At 41.0% G+C, this 25,006-nt stretch carries 21 protein-coding genes; 4 read left to right on the forward strand and 17 right to left on the reverse strand.

The window, feature by feature from the left end; genetic code table 11:
- Positions 1-3: 3 nt before the first annotated feature.
- From A33I_RS09485 to A33I_RS09530, 10 genes are all read right to left on the reverse strand, one after another.
- The gene (locus A33I_RS09485) at positions 4-771 is read right to left on the reverse strand and encodes a Stp1/IreP family PP2C-type Ser/Thr phosphatase (RefSeq protein WP_022628211.1); all 768 of its coding nucleotides are present in this window, start codon (positions 769-771) and stop codon (positions 4-6) included.
- A gap of 141 nt (positions 772-912) precedes the next feature.
- Positions 913-2,259 (reverse strand): 16S rRNA (cytosine(967)-C(5))-methyltransferase RsmB, encoded by a 1,347-nt coding sequence (gene rsmB, locus A33I_RS09490; protein ID WP_022628212.1) that lies wholly within the window; start codon positions 2,257-2,259, stop codon positions 913-915.
- Complete coding sequence (gene fmt, locus A33I_RS09495) at positions 2,252-3,202, reverse strand: methionyl-tRNA formyltransferase (RefSeq protein ID WP_022628213.1); 951 nt, start codon at positions 3,200-3,202, stop codon at positions 2,252-2,254. The genes rsmB and fmt overlap by 8 nt, the downstream gene beginning before the upstream one ends.
- A 68-nt stretch (positions 3,203-3,270) precedes the next feature.
- A complete protein-coding gene (priA, locus tag A33I_RS09500) occupies positions 3,271-5,682 on the reverse strand; it encodes a primosomal protein N' (protein ID WP_022628214.1) in 2,412 nt (803 codons plus the stop codon).
- Positions 5,679-6,902, reverse strand: a complete 1,224-nt coding sequence (coaBC, locus tag A33I_RS09505; protein WP_022628215.1) for a bifunctional phosphopantothenoylcysteine decarboxylase/phosphopantothenate--cysteine ligase CoaBC — start codon at positions 6,900-6,902, stop codon at positions 5,679-5,681. The genes priA and coaBC overlap by 4 nt, the downstream gene beginning before the upstream one ends.
- A gap of 212 nt (positions 6,903-7,114) precedes the next feature.
- Positions 7,115-7,333, reverse strand: coding sequence for a DNA-directed RNA polymerase subunit omega (rpoZ, locus tag A33I_RS09510; RefSeq protein ID WP_012959443.1), 219 nt, complete (start codon positions 7,331-7,333; stop codon positions 7,115-7,117).
- The gene (gene gmk / locus A33I_RS09515) at positions 7,334-7,948 is read right to left on the reverse strand and encodes a guanylate kinase (protein ID WP_022628216.1); all 615 of its coding nucleotides are present in this window, start codon (positions 7,946-7,948) and stop codon (positions 7,334-7,336) included.
- 95 nt (positions 7,949-8,043) lie between these two features.
- Positions 8,044-8,307 carry an extracellular matrix/biofilm regulator RemA gene (gene remA, locus A33I_RS09520; protein WP_012959445.1) on the reverse strand — a complete coding sequence of 88 codons (264 nt, stop codon included), beginning with the start codon at positions 8,305-8,307 and terminating at the stop codon, positions 8,044-8,046.
- A 98-nt stretch (positions 8,308-8,405) separates the two neighbouring features.
- Entirely contained in the window at positions 8,406-9,293 is an 888-nt protein-coding gene (locus A33I_RS09525; RefSeq protein WP_022628217.1) for a YicC/YloC family endoribonuclease, read from the reverse strand.
- 132 nt (positions 9,294-9,425) lie between these two features.
- Positions 9,426-12,131 (reverse strand): calcium-translocating P-type ATPase, SERCA-type, encoded by a 2,706-nt coding sequence (locus tag A33I_RS09530; protein WP_031311537.1) that lies wholly within the window; start codon positions 12,129-12,131, stop codon positions 9,426-9,428.
- 217 nt (positions 12,132-12,348) lie between these two features.
- Between A33I_RS09530 and A33I_RS09535 the strand changes: the two genes are divergently transcribed.
- Positions 12,349-14,070: an Rqc2 family fibronectin-binding protein gene (locus A33I_RS09535; RefSeq protein WP_022628219.1), complete on the forward strand. Its 1,722-nt coding sequence runs from the start codon at positions 12,349-12,351 to the stop codon at positions 14,068-14,070.
- Positions 14,071-14,106: 36 nt separating this feature from the next.
- Here A33I_RS09535 and moaA read toward each other — a convergent pair whose 3' ends face one another.
- Entirely contained in the window at positions 14,107-15,120 is a 1,014-nt protein-coding gene (gene moaA, locus A33I_RS09540; RefSeq protein WP_031311538.1) for a GTP 3',8-cyclase MoaA, read from the reverse strand.
- Positions 15,121-15,669: 549 nt separating this feature from the next.
- Between moaA and A33I_RS09545 the strand changes: the two genes are divergently transcribed.
- The 3 genes from A33I_RS09545 (at position 15,670) to A33I_RS09555 (ending at position 17,849) form a co-directional block, all read left to right on the forward strand.
- Positions 15,670-16,935, forward strand: coding sequence for an L-lactate MFS transporter (locus tag A33I_RS09545; RefSeq protein WP_022628221.1), 1,266 nt, complete (start codon positions 15,670-15,672; stop codon positions 16,933-16,935).
- Positions 16,936-17,012: 77 nt separating this feature from the next.
- Positions 17,013-17,378 carry a Na-translocating system protein MpsC family protein gene (locus tag A33I_RS09550; RefSeq protein ID WP_012959451.1) on the forward strand — a complete coding sequence of 122 codons (366 nt, stop codon included), beginning with the start codon at positions 17,013-17,015 and terminating at the stop codon, positions 17,376-17,378.
- Positions 17,379-17,510: 132 nt separating this feature from the next.
- Positions 17,511-17,849, forward strand: coding sequence for a hypothetical protein (locus A33I_RS09555; RefSeq protein ID WP_022628222.1), 339 nt, complete (start codon positions 17,511-17,513; stop codon positions 17,847-17,849).
- Positions 17,850-18,036: 187 nt separating this feature from the next.
- On the opposite strand, the gene A33I_RS09560 is transcribed toward A33I_RS09555, so the two are convergent.
- The 6 genes from A33I_RS09560 to carB are packed head-to-tail and all read right to left on the reverse strand — an operon-like array spanning position 18,037 to position 24,962.
- Positions 18,037-18,693, reverse strand: coding sequence for a class I SAM-dependent methyltransferase (locus A33I_RS09560; protein WP_022628223.1), 657 nt, complete (start codon positions 18,691-18,693; stop codon positions 18,037-18,039).
- 19 nt (positions 18,694-18,712) lie between these two features.
- A complete protein-coding gene (gene pyrE, locus A33I_RS09565) occupies positions 18,713-19,339 on the reverse strand; it encodes an orotate phosphoribosyltransferase (RefSeq protein ID WP_022628224.1) in 627 nt (208 codons plus the stop codon).
- Positions 19,336-20,049, reverse strand: coding sequence for an orotidine-5'-phosphate decarboxylase (gene pyrF / locus A33I_RS09570; protein WP_022628225.1), 714 nt, complete (start codon positions 20,047-20,049; stop codon positions 19,336-19,338). The genes pyrE and pyrF overlap by 4 nt, the downstream gene beginning before the upstream one ends.
- A complete protein-coding gene (locus A33I_RS09575) occupies positions 20,034-20,978 on the reverse strand; it encodes a dihydroorotate dehydrogenase (RefSeq protein ID WP_022628226.1) in 945 nt (314 codons plus the stop codon). The genes pyrF and A33I_RS09575 overlap by 16 nt, the downstream gene beginning before the upstream one ends.
- On the reverse strand, positions 20,975-21,754 hold the full coding sequence (locus A33I_RS09580) for a dihydroorotate dehydrogenase electron transfer subunit (protein ID WP_022628227.1): 780 nt from the start codon (positions 21,752-21,754) through the stop codon (positions 20,975-20,977). The genes A33I_RS09575 and A33I_RS09580 overlap by 4 nt, the downstream gene beginning before the upstream one ends.
- Positions 21,693-24,962 (reverse strand): carbamoyl-phosphate synthase large subunit, encoded by a 3,270-nt coding sequence (gene carB / locus A33I_RS09585; RefSeq protein ID WP_022628228.1) that lies wholly within the window; start codon positions 24,960-24,962, stop codon positions 21,693-21,695. The genes A33I_RS09580 and carB overlap by 62 nt, the downstream gene beginning before the upstream one ends.
- Positions 24,963-25,006: the final 44 nt, after the last annotated feature.

Consider the following 25,006-nt stretch of genomic DNA (forward strand, 5'->3'; position numbering starts at 1 on the left):
CCCTCACCTAGCCTTGTCCGTATCTAAGGCATGATTAGAATGTTCTTCATACTTAACGATTGCAATTGAAATATTATCTTCTCCACCACGTTCATTCGCCTTTTTAATGAATGATTCCGCTATCGCCTCTATCGATTGTTCTGCCGTAAGCATATCTTCCATCTCAGCTGTTTCGATTTTGTTAGATAAACCGTCTGAGCAAAGCATAATTAATTGATCGTCTTCTACTTGAAGTGTCTGCACATCGACTTTAATAACAGGTTCCGTACCAAGAGCCCGTAAAAGTACATTTTTTCTTGGATGATGTTCAGCTTCAGCTTCTGTGATTTGACCCGTATTCAATAATTCTTGTACGAGTGAATGATCAGATGTTTTGAGCTTAAAGCCAAACTCATTTTTAATATACACTCTGCTGTCTCCCACATGAGCAATTGAGACAAACTCTTCTGTACACAGAGCGGCAACAATTGTCGTACCCATGCCTTGGCACTCTTTATTGTCTAATGCATGTTGATAGAGATGTTCATTCAGTTTCAAACAGCTATTTCTTAGCCAGTGCTCTGCTTCTTTAGCAGAAAAAGGTGAGCTTACTTCACTCCATTCCTTTTCTAGAAACGATACAGACATGGAACTTGCAACATCTCCTGCTAAGTGTCCACCCATTCCATCAGCTACAACGGCCAGAATTCCGCTCGAATTCTCAAATACGCCTCCGCTGTCCTCATTATGTGTACGCACTTTCCCAACGTTTGTCATAAACGTATACCGCATCCTACTACCACCTACCTCTTCTCCCCAAATCAAATGAGCTGAACTCTCCTTATCGCTCATCCTAATAAGGTTTCATACCCTCTAACTTCGCCGCCAACATTGGCATTCCCTCTACGGCATTCCCTCTAAGCTATTTTAAGGTTACTGTTTAACCAAGCTTGAAATAAAGAAGCCGTCACTGTTAAAATCTTGGGGCAATATTGTAACCATCCCTGATTTAAATCGTTTTGAGTCAACCACCTGCTTAGGAAGGCGATTTTTTAAATCTTCATCTTTAACAAATGAAGGGTGCTCAGCTAAAAACGCTTCAACGGTTTCCTCATTCTCATCTTTATCCACTGTACACGTACTGTATACTAATGTACCGTCTTTTTTTAATAACGGGGCAACAGCATTTAATATCGCCTGCTGAATGGATTGAATCGCTTTAATGTCTGCTTCTTTCTTGGCCCACTTGATATCTGGCTTTCTCTTTATAACACCAAATCCAGAACACGGCGCATCTACAAGAATGCGGTCGAAGCTCTCTGGCTCAAATTTCTCAGCCAGCTTACGTGCATCTGCCGCCTGGGTATCAATAATTGATAAATCAAGCCTTGCTGCTTGTCCTCGTATTAGCTTCACTTTATGATCATGTAAATCAAAAGCGAGAACGCTGCCTTCGTTATTCATTTGTTCTGCAATATGAGTTGTTTTACCGCCAGGGGCAGCACATACATCCGCAACTCTTTCACCACTGTTTGCCCCAAGCGCTCTGCCTACAAGCATAGAACTTTCATCTTGAGCCGTCACATACCCTTGTTTAAACGCTTTCGATTCAAACACTTGTCCGGACTTAATAATAAGAGCGTCCTCACTAAGCTCTCCTTTGACAGCCGCAACCCCATCAGCTTCAAGCATGCTGATCACTTCTTCTCTTGTTGCTTTTGTTTGGTTGACACGCACTGTAACAGCAGGAGAGACTAAGTTCTCTTCACACATTAAGCGGGTATCTTCCTCACCAAATTGCTTAACCCAGCGAGCTACAAGCCACTCTGGATGACTCGTTTCTAAAGCTAATCGTTTAATAGGGTCTTTTTCATCTTTAATATCAGGAACGCCTTCTCGTCCGATACTGCGTAAGACTCCATTGACCATCCCGCTGATTCCTTTATGGCCTCTTTTTTTGGCGATCGTTACCGCTTCATGTACAACCGCCCTGTCTGGAATACGATCGAGATATACAAGCTGATAGACTGATAACCTAAGCAATACTTTTACCCAATCTTCTAACTTATCAATACCCTTCTTAACAAAAGGAGCAAGAAAGTAGTCGAGAGTATCTCTACGTTGAATTGTTCCATAGACAAGCTCCGTTAGTAAACCAATATCTCTGCGGTCAAGATTTGATTTATTGATCGTTTGATTCAACAAAAGATTACTGTAAGCTTGATTTTTTTCAATTTGTAATAACACATCTACTGCTACTTCACGTACATTTTTACTCATTTTCATCTCCAAGTTTCATCCCTATTTCTAGTGAACTCCCTGCCCCGCGCAAGAAGTCCTCAGCAGTCATTCTTTTTTTTCCAGATGGTTGAAGCTCCATAATTTCAAGAGCTGTTTGATTACCAGTAGCAACGACAAAAGAGTCATCTCTAATTTCGATCACCGTACCTGGTTCCTGTTCTGTTGCTACGTTCACTTTCTTTGCCCACCACACTTTTAACGGTTTTTGTTGAAGGGTCGTAAATGCAACCGGCCATGGATTCAGTCCACGGACTTGGTTGTATAATTCCTCACCCGTTTTACTCCAGTCCATTTTCTCCATCTCACGCGTGATATTTCTAGCAAACGTTACCTTCGTTTCATCTTGCTTTTGCGGAGTAATTTCACCCTTAATTAAAGCTGGGATCGTTTCACTTAACAATTTAGCACCTGCAGCACTTAATTTATCATGCATCGAACCAACATGATCCTCTTCTAAGATTGGAACACGCACTTGCGTTAACATATCACCTGCATCTAGCTTCTCAACCATATACATAATGGTAATACCGGTTTCTTTCTCACCATCAATAATTGACTGGTGAATAGGTGCTCCGCCGCGATACTTCGGTAATAGAGAAGCATGAACATTAATACAGCCGTACGCTGGCTTCTCTAAAATATCGTTAGGCAATATTTGACCATAAGCTGCTGTAACGACCAGCTCAGGTTCATATCCTAATACACGTTCAATTTCTTCTTGATTTCTAATGCGTTCTGGCTGAAGCACAGGAATCCCGTGTTTCATTGCTTCTACTTTTACCGGAGGTGGTGTCATAACCTTTTTTCTGCCTACAAGGCGGTCCGGCTGGGTGATGCAGGCAGCAATGTTATACCCATCCATCACTAATTGACGCAACACCGGTACTGAAAAGTCCGGTGTTCCCATAAATACAATCTTCATATTCTAATCCTGCCTTTCAAAAATAACGTGCGAATGTATCTCGTACAAACTTTAATTAAATAGTTAACTTACATAAATAAATAAGGATGTAAATCAATTGATATATTCAGCTGGCCTTGATTCATTTCTTTTAGATAATGCTGCTGAATTTCACGCAATGTAGTTACAAGCTTCGGTTCATTTTTGTATTTTATCATGCATTGATAGCGATATCTATCTTTTATCCGAGCAATAGGCGAGGCTGTAGGGCCTAAAACAACCGTTTCATCTGACAGCTCTCTTTTTAAAAATGAGGTGATTTTTTCCGTTACGCCAATCACTTTAGTAATTTCCGGATGAGAGACATTAATTAACGTCAGATAAAAATAAGGCGGATAACCAGCATGTTTACGCTGAGCCATTTCCATTTCAAAATAAGCTTCATAGTTATGCGACTTTACAAGCTCGATACTATAGTGTTCTGGAGTGTACGTTTGAATAACAACTTCGCCAGATAATTCATGCCGCCCGGCTCTTCCGCTTACTTGTTCCATCAGCTGAAACGTTCTCTCACTCGCCCTGAAGTCAGGTATATGCAGCATGGAATCTGCAGCGAGGACACCAACGAGGGTTATGTTTGGAAAATCCAGGCCTTTAGCGATCATCTGAGTGCCTAGCAAAATGTCCGCTTCTCCTTTGCCAAACGACGTTAAAAGCCGTTCATGAGAGCCTTTTTTTCTTGTTGTATCTACATCCATCCTAATGACTCTAGCAGAAGGAAGGACTTTCGCGATTTCTTCTTCCACTTTCTGTGTTCCTGTCCCAAAAAATCGAATGTGTTCACTCCCGCAGGACTCGCATACAGTCGGCATCGCTTCCTCATGACCGCAATAATGACACTTAAGTTGATTCTGACTTCGATGATATGTCAGAGATATATCACAATGATCACATGTTGCTACATACCCGCAATCCCGACACATCACAAAGGTTGAGTACCCTCTGCGGTTTAAAAATAGAACCGTTTGTTCATCGCGATCCATTCTCTCTTGCATCTTTTCAAGTAAAGCAGCTGAGAACATTGACCGGTTGCCTGCTCTTAACTCTTCACGCATGTCTACAACATTCACTTCTGGCATTGCACGATTATTTACACGTTCGGTCAGAGGCAACAAAGTATATCGACCCTTTTTCGCCCTGGCATACGATTCTAGCGACGGAGTCGCACTTCCTAAAATTACCGGACATTTATGATACCGGCCCCTGAACATCGCCACATCTCTAGCATGATAACGAGGGTTTTCCTCTTGCTTATAGCTTGATTCATGCTCTTCATCTATAATAATAATTCCTAAGTTTTTAAACGGAGCAAAGATAGCTGACCTCGCCCCGACAACTACCTTCACTTCATCACGATGAATCTTGCGCCACTCATCGTATTTCTCTCCCATTGAAAGACCGGAATGTAGAACAGCTACTTTAGAGCCAAATCTGCCCTTAAAACGGTTCACCATTTGCGGGGTAAGAGCAATTTCTGGGACGAGCACAATGGCTTCTTTCCCATCCTTTAATGTGCGGTCAATCGCTTGAAGATAAATCTCTGTTTTGCCGCTGCCAGTCACTCCGTGTAATAAAAATGGTTCGTGAACCTCACTTTCAAGACTTTTGAGAATAGGCGCAATCACAGCTGCTTGTTTTTCAGTCAATTCAAGCGGCATTGTTTCTTGGATATCCAATCCTTCAGTTGGGTCACGGTACACTTCTTCTTCCGTCTCATTAAGTAGTCCTCTTTTAAGAAGAGGAGTTATCGTCGCACGAGTGGTTTCTAATATACGCAAGAGCTCATTCGTTTTGATTGGATTCTTTTGGTTATATAAAAACGAGATTACCTCTCGCTGTTTTGCCGCACGCGCAGACAGATGACGTAATAGTTCTTCTTCGGTTTCTCCTTCAGCCGCAAGCCTAAGAACCCGTTCTGTCTTTTTATTTCCTTTGTCAACGACAACATATTCAAGATCAAGCACCCCTTTTTGAATATAGGTCTGAACGAGCCGAACGAGTGAGGCATGCTCTTTCGTTAGAACATCCCAGTTCAGCCGGTCAGTTTTTCCAAATGCTGCTTGAAGCGCCATATCAAAAGAGGCCGGGTCTCCTCGTAGTACAACTTCTTTTTTCACTTTTGCACGAAGAGCAGCAGGCAGCATGACGTGGTAAGCTGATATTTTAAAGCTTAACGTCTGATCTGTCAGCCATTCTCCTAACTCTAATAATTCTTGAGTTAAAACAGGGATCACATCAAGGATATTCGAGATTCTTTTTAATTTATTATGAGAAGAGGACTCCGCAATCTCGATTACAAATCCTTGGATGGTCCTCGGACCAAATGGGACGACGACCCGCATTCCTGGCTTGACCACTTCCTCCCATTCAGGCGGAATGCGGTAATCAAACAGGCGATCGGTTTGTTGTGCGGGCACATCCACAATCACTTTTGCGATCATTCATTCCTATTCCTTTCAATATAATCTATAATATCGGTTAATATCTGCTTCGCTACGGCATCTTTCGATTGCTGTTCATAATTCTTAACCTCGCCGTCTTTAGAAAGAATCGTCACAATGTTAGTGTCAGACCCAAACCCTGCACCTGGCGTGGTAATGTTATTTGCTACAATTAAATCGAGATTCTTTTTTAGCAGCTTTTGTTTCGCATATTCTTCAACGTTTTCCGATTCAGCCGCAAAGCCAACCAAAATTTGATTTGCCTTCTTTTCACCAAGTGTTTTCAGGATATCCCGAGTCCTCTCCATTTCAACGCTCCACTCACCTGGACTTTTCTTTCTTTTCTGTTCAAACGTTTCTTTTGGTCTGTAATCAGCGACTGCTGCTGACTTGATGACAATATCTGCAGAATTATATACAGACATTACAGCCTGATACATTTCCTCAGCTGATATGACTTTGATGACATCCACACCAGCTGGACGAGGAAGATTGGTCGGACCGGACACTAGCGTCACTTCTGCTCCTGCCCGTTTCGCTGCTGCAGCTATGGCATAGCCCATCTTACCAGTTGAGTGATTCGTAAAATAACGAACTGGGTCAATTCTTTCTTGAGTCGGTCCCGCTGTAATTACCACATGTTTCCCTTTTAATTCATTTATAGAATTGGTGTCCCTCTCTTCAAATACACGATTAATCATATCAGCAATGACCTCAGGCTCTGCCATGCGACCTTTTCCTGTCCACCCGCAAGCAAGATACCCTGCTTCACCTTCTATAAAAGAGTAACCAAAATCTTTAAGCGTCTGCATGTTTTTCTGAACAGCGGGATGGTTGTACATGTTTACGTTCATAGCAGGGGCTAAATAGACATCTGCCTTTGTGGCGAGCAGCGTCGTAGTAATCATATCATCAGCAATCCCGTTTGCTAGTTTTCCGATGACATTTGCAGTAGCAGGAGCGACTATAACAAGATCTGCCCAATCAGCCAGATCAATATGAGCAATCTTTGACGGATCTGGTTCATGAAAGGTCCAATCATATACAGGGTTTTTTGATAATGCTTGAAATGTGTTAGGATTAACAAATTCTTTTGCAGAATCAGACATCATTACCTTTACATCTGCGCCTGCCTGAACAAGTTTACTCGTTAACGCGCAGGCTTTATACGCAGCAATGCCTCCAGTTACAGCTAGTACAATATGTTTACCATTTACCATGTGTGTTCTCACCCTTTATATGCACAGTTGCTATTGCACCGTTTCTATTTTTTTATGTAATAACTAGCTTCTCTTAATCTATTATGCCACCCAATCTTAACCTAAACAAAGAGCCTGCCCTCTATAACAGTAATCAAATGATCCAAACAGGCTTGCTGCAAGTATCAATCTTGGTTTACTTGAGGGTCAGACTCTTTCATTGGTTGTATGAATTACTCTTCTTCTACTGGGGTAATACGCTCAAAACGCAGATGTTCTTCTACAATTTCTTCAAGCGCCATACCGACAGGCTTATGTGCTTTAGGTCGATTCACAAGCGGACCGCGGCTTGAATCTTCACGAATTTCTCTTGCACGCTTTGCCGATACAGTGACAAGTGTATATTTTGAATCTAATTTATCCATTAATGAATCAATTGATGGGTATAACATTTAGTCAACCTCCACTAACTCTTTATATTTTTCAATAAGTCTTTCTCTTTTACAATGTTCAGCAATAACAATGGATTTAATTCGATCCACAGCAAGGTCTACTTGATCATTTTCTACGACGTAATCGTATTTTTTCATCATGTCAATTTCTTCCCTTGCAACAGTCATCCGCTTATTAATCACTTCTTCAGTTTCCGTGCCGCGTCCTACAATACGCGCTCTTAGCTCAGCTAAGCTCGGAGGCATAAGGAAAATAAACACGCCTTCTGGGAACTTTTCACGAACCTTCAAAGCTCCTTGAACCTCAATCTCTAATATAATATCTTGTCCATTATCAAGCGTCTGCCTCACATAATCAACTGGCGTACCGTAATAGTTACCGACATACTCTGCCCATTCTAGTAATTGATCATTTTTAATCATTTCTTCAAATTGATCACGGCTCTTAAAGAAGTAATTAACTCCATTCACTTCTCCTTCTCTCGGCTGCCTGGTTGTGGCAGAAACAGAATATTGAATATCTGTTTCCTCTTTACGTAATGCTCCGCAAACCGTCCCTTTCCCAACGCCTGCTGGGCCAGATAATACAATTAATAAACCCTTTTCTTTCTTCATGGAAACCTCCTACACCACATAGATTACCCCGTAGTGGCTGCATCTTTCATAATTAAGATGTACCTGATTAAAAATAAGGCATTCACAAGATGTGATTATGCCTCTTCTGCACCATCTTCCTTACTAGTTAAGCGCTGTGCGACCGTTTCAGGCTGTACTGCACTTAAAATTACATGATCACTATCTGCAATGATAACTGCTCTTGTTCTACGACCATATGTAGCATCGATCAGCATATTTCGATCACGTGCATCTTGAATAATGCGTTTGATCGGTGCAGATTCAGGACTGACAATGGAAATAATTCGATTAGCTGATACAATATTTCCAAATCCAATGTTAATGAGTTTAATATTCATGCATGTTCCCCCATCTGTTAGGAGAGCCGACTACCACTCTCATCATTTTTATCCAAACTAACCTTACTATATACGAAAAAGCGTTCGAATTCTACGTTCTATTCAACATTTTGTACTTGTTCTTTAATCTTTTCTATGTAACTTTTCAATGAAACAACAAATTGTCTTACTTCCGCATCATGAATTTTCGAACCGATTGTATTGATTTCCCGGTTCATTTCCTGAACGAGAAAATCAAGCTTTCTGCCGATAGGAAAATCGTGATTTTCACTAATTTCCTTAAAGTGGCTAAGGTGCGATCGCATCCTTACAAGCTCCTCATTTACATCTGCTTTTTCAGCATACAAACATGCTTCAGCAATGATGCGGTCAACTACCGCTTCACTGAGCTCTTTTAAAGACGAGGCCACACGTTCTTCCATTCTCTTTTGTAAATGTAGATTAATATCTGGTGCTTTTGTTTCAATCTTAGAAAGAACATTTGATATATGGTTTAGTTGAATAAAAAGATCTTCTTTCAACCGGTCCCCTTCTCGTTCTTTCATATCAACAAGTTCTTGAATACAAGCAGTTACGGAATTTAAGATCGCCAGACTGATTTCTTCTGCATGCTTATCTTCCATTTCCACTTTTTTGATAAGCCGATCATCAAAAAGCAGTGTGTTTACATCTAAGCATCCACCAACTTGATTTGATGATCCTTTTAATTCATTGGCAATTTTGATGTACTCTTTGAGTAACTCATAATCCACTTCAAGCTTATGCTTACTAAATTCAGCTTTCTCAACATGAATAAAAAGATCAATTTTCCCGCGTTTTATTTCGTTATGTACTGTAGAGTGTATCTTTTCTTCTAAATGAAGAAACTCATTTGGGATACGAGTACTGCACTCAAAGAAGCGATGATTCACTGCCTTTGCTTCTACTATGATCGAAAAATGATCGCACTTAAAACTGTAACGTCCATAACCAGTCATACTTCGCATCTTATCACATCCATTCTCTTATTTTAACGAACTTTATATCTGGTAACAAGTAGAAACTACAAGGCGCCAATTATTCTGAGCTTTTAGAAAAATAAAACGAGTTCATATATCCATGAACTCGTTTTTCATCACTTATCTTCTTTTAAACAGTTGAAATCCTCCTAACACAACCGTCGGGATTGAAGCCATTCCAAGTACAAGAAGCCACTCACGCATATCAAGTGCAACCGTATGGAAAACTGGCTGGAGCGGAGGATAATAAATAACAGCAATCATAAGTAAAATAGAGATCACTACGGCCCCGACTAAATAACGATTCTCAAAAGGATTACGGTGATAAACTGAGTATTCGCTTCGGCAGTCAAACACATGAATGAGCTGAGCCATAACAAGTGTGACAAAAGCAACAGTCTGAGCCCTGATTAACTCATCAGGATGTGCTTCTAAAGTAATCCAGAATGCCGCTAGGGTGACAACCCCAATCATAAAGCCACGGCTGAGGATTTTCCAGGTTAATCCTCTAGCAAAGACTCCTTCTTTTGGGCTTCTTGGAGCTCGCTTCATGACGTCGCCTTCTGCTTGGTCCATCCCAAGTGCCATAGCCGGCAGGCCGTCTGTCACTAAATTGATCCAGAGAATTTGAATAGCAACTAACGGAAGCGGCATTCCTAGCATCATCGCAAATAGCATAACTAAAATCTCACCGACATTTGATGCCAGCATATAGCGGATGAATTTCCGGATGTTTTCATAAATATTACGGCCTTCTTTAATGGCCGATTTAATCGTTGCAAAATTATCATCGCTTAAAATAAGCGAGGAAGCTTCTTTTGCGACATCTGTTCCTGTAATACCCATTGCAATTCCAATGTTGGCTGCTTTAATGGCCGGTGCATCATTAACGCCATCTCCTGTCATAGCTACAATATGCCCTCTAGCCTGAAGTGCTTTAACGATTTTTAATTTGTCCTCAGGAGAAACCCTGGCGTATACATCTACTTCGTCAACGCATCCCTCAAGGTCCTCTACACTCATTTGTTTTAATGTTCTCCCCTCTAACACTTTACCTCCCTCACGAAGGATCCCTAACTCTTTTGCAATGGCAGAAGCAGTAAGGCGATGATCGCCTGTAATCATGACCGTTTTAATTCCTGCTTCCCTGCATTCACGAATTGACCCCTTCACCTCAGGTCTTGGCGGGTCAATCATTCCCTCTAACCCTAGAAACGTTAATTGTCTCTCTGCTTCAAAAGGCTGGCTGCATACTTCATTTGCCTTTAATGGTCTATAAGCAATGGCAATCGTTCTAAGCGCTTTAGATGACAGATTAGAAATAACGCCCTCTACCTCTGTTCTTCTAGACGATGTGAACGCCTCTGTTTGTTGATTATATGAAATGGTTGTACACTGAGATAAAACGACATCAGGAGCTCCTTTTGTAATAATAAAAGATCTCCCTTTCTTATCTTTAACTATGACGCTCATCATCTTTCTTGCGGAGTCAAAAGGAAATTCCATTACTCTAGTGTATTGTTCATTCAGACCCTCTGTACTGTATCCAGCCTTCATGGCAGCTACGACAAGAGCCCCTTCAGTCGGATCTCCATCTAACACATATTCAGTTCTCTCTTTTCGTAACATCCCTTGCTTAATAGACCGCGTCATAAGTGAAGCGTTATTACATATTGCTCCGTAACTAAGTAATTGCTGCAAGGCCCTTTCACGCTCTGGCAGCACTTCTACTCCGGCCAATCGAAACGCACCGCTTGGTTCATACCCATTTCCGCTGACTTCCCACAGCTTGCCGCCAGACCACAGTCTTGTGACGGTCATTTTGTTTTGGGTGAGCGTCCCAGTTTTGTCCGAACAAATAACAGATGCACACCCTAATGTTTCAACGGCGGGGAGCTTTCTAACAATGGCTCTTCGTTTAATCATCCGTTGAACACCAAGTGCTAATGCTACTGTGACGATCGCCGGAAGACCTTCAGGTATCGCCGCTACAGCAAGGGAGACCCCTGATAAGAACATTGTATAAACGTCATGACCCTGCCATACCCCAATAATAACGACAAGAGCCGTTAGTAATAAGGCAACAGCAATCAATATCTTCCCTAACTGCTCTAATTTGTGCTGAAGAGGAGTAACAAGTGATTCGGTTGATTGGAGCAAGTGTGCAATCTTGCCCATTTCTGTTTTCATACCAGTGTTTACAACAACACCGACCCCATTACCTTGCGTAACCATCGTTCCCATAAACGCCATGTTCTCTTGATCACCTAAGGAGGCATCCTTGGCATCAAGCGGTGATGCATGTTTTTGAACAGGTACTGATTCACCTGTTAAAGATGATTCTTCTACCCTTAACCCATTTGCTGAAATTAAACGGATATCTGCACCAATCCGATCACCGCTTGTCACTTTCACCACATCTCCTGGTACGACTTGAGTGGAGAGAACCTTTTGCCACACACCGCTTCGATTAACCATCATCTGCGGTGAAGACAGCTCTTTTAGGGCATCTAACGATTTTTCAGCTTTTCTTTCTTGAACAAAGCCTAAAATCCCATTCAACAAGATGATAAACATGATCGTCACTGCATCAATGTATTCTCCTAATAAGCCAGAGATCAATGTTGCAGCTAACAAAACAAGAACCATAAAATCTTTAAATTGATTCAGAAACACTAAGAAAGCGGGTGTTCTCTTACCGTCATCAAGTTTATTGGCTCCGTAAACACCAAGCCTCTTTTGAACCTCTTTCTCTGTTAAGCCTGTCTCAATTTTGGTCCTTACCGATCGTTCTACTTCTTCTGTAGTCATTCTCAACCATTGCATGCCGCCACCCCACATTTAGTCCTACTTCTGCTCACTAAGAAGACTCTCGCAACTTGCGACCTCTTCTTAATAGTCATTTATACAAGCCATCTTATTCAGCGAGAGTGAAAAACATGCTATACTCATGAAAGCAAATTGAACAAGCCAGCTTCTTACGACTATCTATCATAAGAAAAGTATGCAAGGCTGGTTTGTGGTTAGAGAAGAGGTGCTACATATGTCATTTGACGGCATTATGACTCGTGCAATCACACACGAACTTTCACATACACTGCAGTCAGGTCGTATTTCTAAAATTTATCAGCCATTCAAAACAGAACTTGTCTTCACAATTCGAGCCAATGGTGCTAACCATCAGCTGTTAATGTCTGCAAATGCTAGCTTTGCCCGCATTCATTTAACAAATGAAAAGTATACAAACCCGGAGAAGCCTCCTATGTTTTGTATGCTTTTACGTAAACATCTCGAAGGCGGGATTATTGAATCGATTGAACAGATTGATATGGAACGTATAATTGAGATCACCATACGAAATAAAGATGAACTTGGTGATGTTCAATCGAAAAAATTAATAATTGAAATTATGGGACGCCATAGTAATATTATGCTCGTCGATGCTGATTCCGGCGTTATTTTAGACAGCATTAAGCATGTCAGCCTTTCTCAAAGCAGCTATCGGACTGTTTTGCCAGGTCAACTGTATAAACGACCGCCAGAACAAGAAAAACAAAACCCGTTAGACCTTGATGAATCAGCTGTTTTAAAAGAAATGGACTTTAACCAGGGGAAGCTTGACCGGCAGCTGGTCGACCGTTTCAGCGGTTTATCTCCCCTTGTAGCAAAAGAAATTATTGATCGTTCTGGAATGAGCAATAGACAAACATTACCGCAAGCATTTCTTGAAGTCTTCTCTTCGGTTAAAGATCATGAGTACACACCGCAGATGATTGAAGCTGATGGAAAAGAATACTTTAGTGTGATTGATTTACATCATCTAAACGGAGAGCAGCGCTCATTTCCTACAATTAGTAACATGCTTGATCGTTTCTTTTACGGCAAAGCAGAACGTGACCGCGTAAAGCAGCAAGCGTTTGACTTAGAAAAAATGCTTCGCAATGAATATCAAAAAAACAAAAAAAAATTAGTTAAACTTGAACGGACACTAACAGATGCTGATAAGGCAAAAGAGTATCAAAAATATGGTGAACTGCTTACAGCTAACCTTTATTCAGTAAAGCGCGGGGACAAAAAAATAGAAGTAATCGATTATTATGAAGAGGAACAGCCAACGATTGAGATTAAACTTGACCCGTTAAAATCTCCTTCAGATAATGCTCAAGCTTACTTTAAGAAATACAATAAAGCGAAAAATTCAGTTCAGGTTGTACTCGAACAAATGGAGCAAACTAGAGAAGATATTGATTATCTCGATCAGTTAATTCAACAAATGGAGAGTGCTTCGCCAAGAGACATCGAAGAAATTCGGGAAGAGCTGATTGAGCAAGGCTATCTAAAACGCAGACAAAAGCCTTCAAAAAAGAAGAAAAAAGAAGAAAAGCCTCAGCTTGAAGTATACACATCTTCTTCTGACCTTACCTTTTATGTCGGTAAAAATAATAAACAAAATGACTATTTAACAAATAAGTTTGCAAGACAAGATGAGATTTGGCTTCACACAAAAGATATACCAGGTTCACATGTGGTGATCAGAAGCACTGATCCGGATGAACAAACGATAATTGAAGCTGCGACAGTTGCTGCTTTCTTTAGTAAAGCCCGTCAATCTAGTTCAGTGCCCGTTGACTATACAAAGATCAGACATGTAAAAAAACCGAATGGCTCTAAGCCAGGATTTGTGACATACGATCAGCAAACAACTGTATTTGTGACTCCTGATGAAGATTTGGTACTGAGCCTAAGAGCGAAACAAACCACATAATAAAAGAGAGCGGACATATTCCGCTCTCTTTGTTTTTTATCCCCCTATATGTGACATTTCAATTTTTTCTCTATTTCTAGAAGATTCCTCGGTTCTCTCAATAGAATATTGATCATCCCGCCTATTCCAGACTGAATGGATTTGATGAATAATGTCCTCATCCGCCGAACCATCGCGAAGCATCTGCTTAAAATCAGTTCCTTTGGTCGCAAATAAACATGTATAAAGTTTCCCTTCAACGGATATTCTTGCACGGTTACACGAAGCGCAAAAGGCATCTGATACAGAGGAGATAATCCCGATTTCGTCATTTGATCCAATAAAACGATACCTCGTTGCTACTTCCCCCTCATAACGCTGCGCGATCGGTTGAATAGGCATCACTTGATCAATCTTTTCGATCATTTCCCGTTTAGTCAGAACATCATTTAATCTCCATCCATTGCTCGTTCCAACATCCATATATTCAATCAACCTTAAGGTATAGCCTTTTTTCCTGAAAAAAGCTGTCATTGGAAGAATTTCATGGTCGTTAATCCCTTTTTGAACAACCATATTCACTTTAACACCAAGCCCTGCTTCCGCTGCTGCATCCATCCCTTTAAGTACTTGGTCTACCCCTATGCCTCGTCCATTAATCTCACCGAATCGCTTATCATTTAAACTGTCTAAGCTGACGGTCACTCTTTTCAATCCAGCTTCTTTTAAACGGCTGGCCATTTTAGGAAGCATTACTCCGTTCGTTGTCATCGCAATATCGTCAATCTTTGTTGCCCGACGGAGCTGATCAATTAATTGATCAACATCTTTTCGCATCAGCGGCTCCCCGCCTGTAATACGCAGCTTCTCAATTGATGAAGCTTTTGTAAAAAGAGTAGTAAGTCTTGTAATTTCCTCAAAACTAAGGAGCTCGTCCTTTTTTAAAAAAGGGTAATCAGGACCGAATACCTCTTTAGGCATACAATAATGACATCTAAAGTTACAGCGATCTGTAACTGAAATTCTAAGGTCTCTTAGGGGCCGGTTGAATTGATCTGCTGCTTTATTCATTTAACCACCCGCTTTCAATATATTTAATTGACTCATGTTCTTTCTAGACTTTGTATAACTATTCATTTTCATTATTGATGTTTTCATGACTATCCCGACCGGAAACCTCTTTCTTTTTATCAAGCAAGTTAAAGTTACCATCTATGAAAGCATAAACTTCTTCATTTCACAACCTTAAAGTTTTTTCCGATTAACATAGAATACAAAATGCTCATTGTCTTTATTACATCAATTTTTTAAATTTGTATGAATTTTTCCTTGTCTGTGAATACGTTTCCATGATAAAATTGTGACAAATGTTCAACAATTGTGATTATGTCATGCTACGGAGCAGCGTCCCTGCTACCGACCATAACATAAGGCACACCTAAAAGAATGACTGATGTTTGATTAGTGAGTAGAGTCCCTGCTGATGATTAACCGTCAAGTTATAGGTTCATTCATGTACAGTAAGTGTATTGTATATGAATCAATCTAAGACTTGTCGGTTTTTTTATGTGGAAATATTCCTTTTGGCAGAGAGATAAAAGAAAAGAGGAGGAACATGATATGGAGACAACAAAAAACCGCTGGCTTATTGCCCTCAGTGCAGTAGGTATACATATTTCCATCGGTTCTGTGTATGCTTGGAGTGTTTTCACTAACCCGTTAATTGAAGCATATGGCTGGTCACTTAGTGCTGTTTCATTAACATTTAGTATTGCTATTTTGTTTTTGGGAGTATCAGCTGCTTTTATGGGTCATTTTGTGGAAAAGCATGGACCAAGGAAATCTGGAATTGTTGCAGCCGTTTTCTTTGGGATAGGGACCATAGGAGCTGGTTTTGCTACAAGTATCGAATCAATTTTTCTATTGTATGTTACATACGGGGTGCTCGGAGGAATTGGACTCGGGGTTGGGTATATAACCCCTGTTTCAACCCTTGTAAAATGGTTTCCAGACCGCAGGGGATTAGCTACTGGACTAGCTATTATGGGATTTGGCTTTGCAGCAATGATTGCAAGCCCTATCATGAACAGCCTGATCAACTCAGTTGGCATTGCTAATACATTTTATATTTTAGGTGTCGCTTACTTAATCGTAATGCTGGGGTCTGCAAGCTACCTTGCTCCGCCCCCAAAAGGATGGATGCCTAAGGGATTTGAAGAGAAAATTCAATCAGGCGATAAAAAGCCTGTTGCTGATCTATCTCAATTAACTGCGAATGAAGCTGTTAAAACAAAGCGCTTCTGGTATTTATGGATCATGTTATTTATTAATGTAACGTGTGGAATTGCGATTATTTCAGTAGCCTCTCCAATGGCTCAAGAAATAGCCGGCATGTCAGCAGTAGCTGCTGCTACAATGGTTGGAATTATGGGGTTATTTAATGGATTTGGCCGAATCGGGTGGGCCTCCATCTCTGACTACATCGGTCGTCCAAATGTGTATACAACCTTTTTCATTATCCAAATGGCATCATTCATGCTGCTCCCGTCCCTATCACATGCGATTGCTTTCCAAGCCGTTGTATTTTTAATTTTAACGTGCTACGGCGGTGGATTTGCAGCCATCCCAGCTTATATTGGTGATATATTCGGAACAAAACAGCTTGGTGCCATTCATGGATATATTTTAACTGCATGGGCGCTAGCAGGGTTAGTCGGTCCAATACTCGCTTCAACGATTCGTGAAACGACGAACAGCTATGCAGGAACATTATACATTTTCACTGGAATGTTTGTCGTTGCTCTTGTTGTATCAATCTTTATACGTTCAGACATCAAGCAGCTAAAAGAGGCTCAAAAAGCAGAAGGCAGCCAAGTTGCAAGTTGACAATTTTTTGTATGAGGTCTACGATATTTCATAGATTTATAAAGGAATCTATGATTATATAAAAAGGACTGACACAGATGAATAAATATGAAGCAGAATTTAGCAATGTCGTTCGTTCATTCCGCAAAAAACATATGGGTAAAGGCCCGGGTAAAATCCAAACGACCTTTTGTAAAAATTGGGCTATATGTGAGATGGAAGGAAACCTTTCTCCAATCGAACGATTTATAGCCAGTGCAGACGACGGAAAGCAAATGCTTAGGTCTGCTCGTACCGAAATGGTCAAAGATATGTATCGTAAAAACCACCCAATTGAAATGGAAGAACTGCTTCAGTGTCATTTTATTGACTTGTTTGTTGATATTGATATTGAAAGAGATTTCGGGATGAGTGTATTTGTTTTTGATCAAAACATTGAAGAGAAATTTGGTTCGGATAAGTAATTGAATATCCCCTTTTAACTCACTAACATTGAGGCATGCTGCATAGATGTTAGTGAGTTTTTATTTTCAAGAATACTAGGCAAGCAGTAAAAGATAAGATATGATGTAGGAAACGTTTTAGGGGGGGTTTCAATGAATCATAGAATAAAAATCTCCTTTATTATATTTGTGGCATTGATTATGTTTTATCCTAAACAATCTGATCAGCCCTATGCGTATGACCTGCCGGTTAACGGCGCTAGCTTCTATTCGCTTGAGCTTGAACCAGAAACATCCTATAAACAAGAGCATAAAACTGCTTTTACACTGAATCTAAACCAAAGTTTGATTCTCTTTATATTGATTCATCTTACAATACTTCTTTATCACAATCCGGAATGGTATAAAAGAAGATTACAGTTATTTCTAACCATTAGAAAGTACCGGTCAAATGAATTCTTATTCTCTTATTTTCACTCTAATTATTCATAATTCATATACGTAGAGGGGGAATAACGATGATACTCGTTCGTTTCATTTTGATTGGATTGCTGTCAGTAACAGCTGTAGGTATCTTTATGTTTCAAGGAGTAGAGGCTTTCTATGCCATGCTGGAATTATTCAAAAAAGATTCTTAATCAAAAAGAGTATGGATTCCCATACTCTTTTTTTATATGTATTATTTTTGGGCCACCGTAATCATCGCAAGACCTCCTACCACAGGCTGATGAGTGACATTTTTTGCTCCAAGCTTCGTTAATACGCTTGAGAGAGATTGCTCTGAATACCTATGCCGTCTCGTAGATACATTCGACCATTTAACTAAGGTCTCTTTTTCAAACCCTGTCATCTGGTTGCGGTCTGCATAAGATGAGGCGCGCTCAGGATTCATTGTTTCACTCGGATTTAACATCACGATCGTACCAGATTTTTTTGTCACTCGCAGCATTTCTGTAATGCCTTTTTCTGGCTCTGGCAGCAAAAACATCACACACGTGGATAGTGCACAATCAAATGTCTCGTCTTCAAAAGGCAGATGATAGGCATCGCCTACGAAGAAATCATTTTTCGTATCTGTATTACTCGTTTGAAATAGCTCCTTTGCAGCTGTGATCATTTCTTCGGATAGATCTACTCCGACTATACGATCAGCCTCATCCAAACCTCTTGTCAACAGACGGCCTGTGCCGCACCCAACATCTAGAATCTCTTTGGAACGCCATGTTCCGCTCATTTCTTTTAATTGGTCATGCACTTTACTCAGCCAATTCGTTCTTGCCATTCCATCAAAAAAAGACACGAGGGAATCAAATTCTGCACCATCCATTTTTCTCATCCGTCTTCACCCTTTTTTATTAAGTCCACTTAACAGAAGAAGGGTCATTGCTCCAGGCAAGCAGCTTTTTTTCTTCTTCTCCACTAATTGTACCACGGCCTTTGGCAACATCAAGCAGAGTTGAAAAAGTTGTTAAAACAGAGGTTTCTAGGTCTGCCTCTTTGAAGTTCGTCTTCGCATCAGCTAATTCATAAGTAAAGATTGCTGCCACACCTAATACGTTCGCGCCAGCTTCTCTTAGCGCTTCTGCTGCTTTAATAGCACTTCCTCCAGTTGAAATTAAGTCTTCAATAATAACAACTTTCTGGCCAGACGAAAGTTTCCCTTCAATTTGATTTTGTTTTCCATGCCCTTTTGCACTCCCGCGTACATATACCATCGGCAGCTCAAGCAGTTCGCTTACCCATGCCGCATGTGGAATACCAGCAGTTGCCGTTCCAGCAATCACATCTACATCTGGAAACTTTTCTTTGATTATTGTTTCAAATTCACCTGCGATCATGCGACGGACGTTTGGATAAGATAGAGTCATACGGTTATCACAGTAGATCGGCGATTTTATACCTGAGCTCCATGTAAAAGGCTCATTTGGCGAAAGGGTGACCGCTTCAATATCAAGTAAGGATGCTGCAATTTGTTTGTTCATTTTCCTTCCTCCCATTCTTTTTTCATTTCCAAGTAGGTTTGGTATGGATCAATCGATTCTGTAATGCTTCTTCCTACGACAATCCCCCAGCTCCCAAGCTCTTTTGCTTTCATTGGGGTGACAATTCGTTTTTGATCTCCTTTGGCATCACTAAGTCTGCGTATGCCTGGAGTGACAGTGAGAAAATCCTCCCCGCATACTTCGTGGATAAGCGGGACTTCTAAGGCAGAACTCACTACGCCGTCTAACCCGCTTTTTTTAGCTAGTGCAGCATAAGTTGAAACGACATGTGCGATCTCTTCTTTAATAAGTAGTTCATCTGTCAGCATCTCTTGATCTGTACTTGTTAATTGTGTCACAGCGATCAACTTCGGTCTAGGAGCATTTGCAGGTTTTCCTGCTTCTAACCCTTCAAGAGCTGCTTCCATCATTTTACGTCCGCCTGCTGCATGCACATTTATCAAGTCTACTTCCAAACTGCTTAATACTTTCATCGCTCGGCCCACAGTATTCGGAATATCATGCAGCTTTAAATCTAAGAAAACATGATGGCCATCTTTTTTTAATTGTTCAATGATTCTAGGGCCTTCTTGGTAATAAAGTTCCATACCCACTTTCATATAAATCGAATCATGCTTAAATGTTTCTAAAAGTCTATCTCTAACCTCTTTTTGATGAACATCTAAAGCTACAATTAGCGGACGCTGCATAATTCCTTCCAACTCCCTCCGATTAAATCGGTTATATGATCTATACCTAATTCATCTAATTTATTCGGCAGTTCTTTAATAATATTTGGGCAGATATAAGGATCTACGAAATTTGCCGTACCAATAGCCACAGCACTTGCCCCTGCCAGCATCATTTCAATAACATCGTCTACCGTCTGGACTCCTCCCATTCCGATGATCGGTATGGAAACAGCCTGGCTTACTTGATGAATCATTCGTATAGCGACCGGCTTAATAGCAGGTCCAGATAGTCCGCCTGCTCCGTTTGCTAATATAGGCTTTCGAGATTTTAAATCAATTCTCATGCCAAGCAACGTATTAATCATCGATAATCCATCAGCTCCTGCCGCCTCTACTGCTTTTGCCATTTCCACAATATCAGATACATTTGGAGAGAGCTTAACGTATACGGGTTTAGTTGAAACTTGTTTGACCGCTGATGTTAATTCAGCGGCTACTTCTGGGACCGTTCCAAATGCAATTCCGCCTTGTTTTACGTTCGGACAAGAAATATTTAATTCCAGTGCTGCCACAGTTGGACTTTGTGAAAGTTCTCTAGCAACCTCAACATAATCCTCCATTTGTGCTCCTGCCACATTTGCAATGATTGGCACATCGTATTGACTCAGTCTCGGAAGTTCTTTTGTCAGTACACCTTCTAAACCAGGATTTTGAAGCCCGATAGCATTCAGCATTCCTGCTGTTGTTTCAGCTACACGCGGAGTCGGATTTCCAAAGCGAGCTTCAGCAGTCGTTGCTTTAATCATGATCGCCCCTAACAGATCTAAGTTATAAAACTCAGCATATTCAGCCCCAAATCCAAAGCATCCTGAAGCTGGCATTATCGGGTTCTTTAATGAAAGTCCTGGCAATTCGATATTCAAGCGATTTGTATTTAAGCGACTCATATGACAACCTCCCCGACTTTAAATACTGGACCATCCGTACATACTTTGCGGTAGCTTGTGCCTGTAGGATCATCTTCGGTATGACATACACATGCAAAGCAAGCTCCAATGCCGCAGCCCATTCTCTCTTCTAATGACACATATGCTCGTTTACCTTTATACAAATCACTTAACGCACGAAGCATTGGTGTTGGTCCGCAGCTGTATACGATATCTGATTGGAGTTCCATCCGAGCTATTGCATCAGTAACAAATCCATTCGTCCCATAAGTACCATCTACTGTCGCTATATACGTGTCCCCTAGCTGCTTGAATTCTTCTTCATAAAACACGTCTTTTTTGGATTGGAATCCGAGTACATGAATAACTCGGACCCCGCGACTAATTAATTGCTTTGATAGATAATACAACGGTGGTACACCTATCCCGCCCCCAACCAGAAGAGCCGTCTCTCCTGGCTGTGCTTCCTCTACCGGAAATCCTGTCCCAAGCGGTCCTAGTAAATCAATCTCATCCCCGCTCTTTTTGTGAGACAGCCTTTCGGTTCCCTTTCCTTCCACTCGATAAATCATTTTAAGAGTTTCTGTGGAGCTGTCAACATCACATATACTTAATGGACGTCTTAACAGCAAATCATCAAATGAGCCTGTTTTAAGATGAACAAATTGGCCAGGATTCACCATCTGCTTCACTTGCTCGCCGCTCAGTATCAGCTCATAGATACGATCCGCTACTAACCGTTGACTTTCCACTTTCAACATTGCTTGCTTCTGCATGCTTGACTCCCCCTTTTGGTGCTTGCATATGAGGCATGGATTCTGAAGTAAATGTGATGGATTCCAATACACTAAGAAGTGCATCTGCTGTATCAATTGATGTTAAGCAAACGACCCCGTTTTCTACCGCTTCACGGCGGATTCTGAATCCGTCACGTGCTGGCTGTTTACCGCGAGTTAAGGTGTTGATGACAAACTGCGCTTCACCTTGTCTAATCACATCGAGTAAGTGCGGTTTTTCTTCACCGATTTTGTTAACAGTTGTTACAGGGATGCCAAGCTCTTTGATGAATTGAGCAGTACCAGCTGTAGCAAGAATGTTGTAGCCGATCTTATTAAAGCGTTCTACTAAACTAAGCGCTTCTTCTTTGTCTTTATCAGCAATTGTAAACAGTACAGAACCGTGAGTTGGTATTTTCATTCCAGAAGCAATTAACCCTTTGTATAATGCTTTTTCTAAAGTCACATCACGACCCATTACTTCACCAGTCGATTTCATTTCAGGTCCAAGCGTGATATCTACTCGGCGCAGCTTAGCAAATGAGAACACAGGTACTTTGACAGAAACAACAACAGATTCAGGATGGTAACCTGTTTGATATCCTAGCTCCGGCAAGGTTTGACCGAGCATCACTTTGGTTGCTAGATTAGCCATCGAAACGCCCGTGATTTTACTTAAAAATGGAACGGTACGACTTGATCTTGGGTTTACTTCTAGTACATACACTTCATCTTGATGCCATACATATTGAATATTTAACAGCCCTACAATGTTTAACCCCCGAGCAATGGCAATCGTACGGTCAATAATTTTCTGTTTAAGGTGATCAGGCACCGTTTGCGGCGGATAGACAGCGATTGAGTCCCCTGAGTGCACCCCTGCACGTTCGATGTGTTCCATCATTCCCGGAATATATACATTCTCTCCATCAGAAATCGCATCTACTTCTAGCTCTTTTCCTGTTAGATAGCGGTCGATTAACACTGGGTGTTTTGGATTAATTTTCACTGCGTGCCTCATATAGTGCAGCAGTTCTTCTTCTTTATACACAATTTCCATCGCGCGGCCGCCAAGTACATATGATGGTCTGACTAGCACTGGGTAGCCGATATTTGCAGCAATTTTCACTGCTTGTTCAACGGATGTTGCTGTTTTCCCTAATGGCTGCGGGATATCTAGTGCCATTAATGTTTGTTCGAATTTATCGCGATCCTCTGCACGGTCCATATCTTCTAGAGATGTTCCAATGATTTTTACTCCGCGTGCAGCTAATTGATCCGCTAGATTAATCGCTGTCTGTCCTCCGAATTGAACAATCACACCTTCTGGCTTTTCATGATTAACTACATGCATTACATCCTCTACCGTCAATGGCTCAAAGTACAGCTTGTCGGATGTACTAAAATCAGTCGATACGGTTTCAGGATTATTATTCATAATGATTGCTTCATACCCTGCTTCTTTAATCGCCCATACCGTATGAACCGTTGCATAATCAAATTCAATCCCTTGACCAATGCGGATCGGGCCTGATCCTAATACAAGAATGCTCTTTTTGCTTGTACGAACAGATTCCATTTCCTCTTCATACGTCCCGTAGTAATAAGGCGTGCGAGATTCAAATTCTGCTGAACATGTATCTACCATTTTATAAACTGGGGCAATTCCCTCTTCCATCCGAGTTTCATAGACTGCATTTTCTGTGCTGTCCCAAAGCTTTGCTACTTGAGAATCACAGAACCCTCGTTCTTTAGCTTCCTTCAACACATCAAGGTCTCCATTGTGCTCACCCAGCTTGTTCTCTAAAGCCACGATTCGATTGAGTTTTTGTAAAAAGAAGCGATCAATATCTGTCAGTTCATGCAGCTCTTCTACTTTAACTTCTCTTCTTAGTAATTCAGTGAGGGCAAAGATTCGTTGATCATCCGGCTTCGTAACTTTCTCTTTTAATTCATTTGTTTCTAAATTTGTTACGTCTGCATCAAACAAATGATCATACCCTGCTTCAAGAGAGCGAACTGCTTTTAGTAAAGATTCTTCTAAGTTGCGTCCGATCGCCATAACTTCCCCTGTTGCCTTCATTTGCGTTCCTAACCTACGATTAGCCGCTTCAAATTTATCAAAAGGCCAGCGCGGAATTTTAGATACTACATAATCTAGGGCAGGCTCAAAGCTGGCATACGTTGTTTTTGTAACCGGGTTTTGAATTTCATCAAGTGCATACCCTACAGCAATCTTGGCAGCCATCTTTGCAATCGGATACCCTGTTGCTTTACTCGCAAGTGCAGAAGAACGGCTGACCCTCGGGTTCACTTCGATAATATAGTACTGATCGCTATCTGCATCTAGCGCAAACTGAACGTTGCATCCTCCTTCAATCCCTAATGCACGAATGATTTTTAAAGATGAATTACGAAGCATTTGATAATCACGATCTGTTAGTGTTTGGCTTGGTGCAAATACGATTGAATCTCCTGTATGCACTCCGACTGGATCAAAGTTTTCCATGTTACATACAACGATTGCTTGATCTGATGCATCTCGCATGACTTCATACTCTACTTCTTTAAACCCAGCAATGCTTTTCTCTACTAAACATTGCGTTACAGGGCTGTATTTAAGACCGCTAGATACAATCTCAATTAATTCCTCATCATTATGAACGATTCCTCCGCCTGTTCCACCTAGTGTATATGCAGGACGTACGATGATCGGATAGCCGATTTTCCGGACAAATACTTGCGCTTCTTCAACCGTGTGAACAATTTCACTCTCAGGCACTGGTTCATTTAATTCATTCATTAATGCACGAAACTGCTCTCTATCTTCAGCTTGTTTAATTGCTTTTAAATCCGTACCGAGTAATTCAATATTATAGGCATCTAATATTCCTGATTCATCAAGCTCCATTGCCATATTAAGACCAGTTTGTCCCCCTAAAGTGGCTACAATTCCGCAAGGACGCTCTTGGCGGATAATTCGGCTGACGAACTCAAGTGTAATCGGCTCAATATACACACGATCAGCCATTGTCGTATCTGTCATGATTGTGGCAGGATTTGAATTGATTAGAATGACTTCATACCCTTCTTCTTTTAACGCTTGGCAAGCTTGAGTTCCTGCATAATCAAATTCCGCTGCTTGACCAATGACAATAGGACCTGACCCTATGACTAAGATTTTTTGAATGTCCGTACGTTTACCCATTATTAAAAACTCCTCTCGGCATTTCCTTTGTAATATGATGATCT

This window comes from Alkalihalophilus marmarensis DSM 21297 (genome assembly GCF_000474275.2).
Lineage (GTDB): Bacteria > Bacillota > Bacilli > Bacillales > Bacillaceae_D > Alkalihalophilus > Alkalihalophilus marmarensis.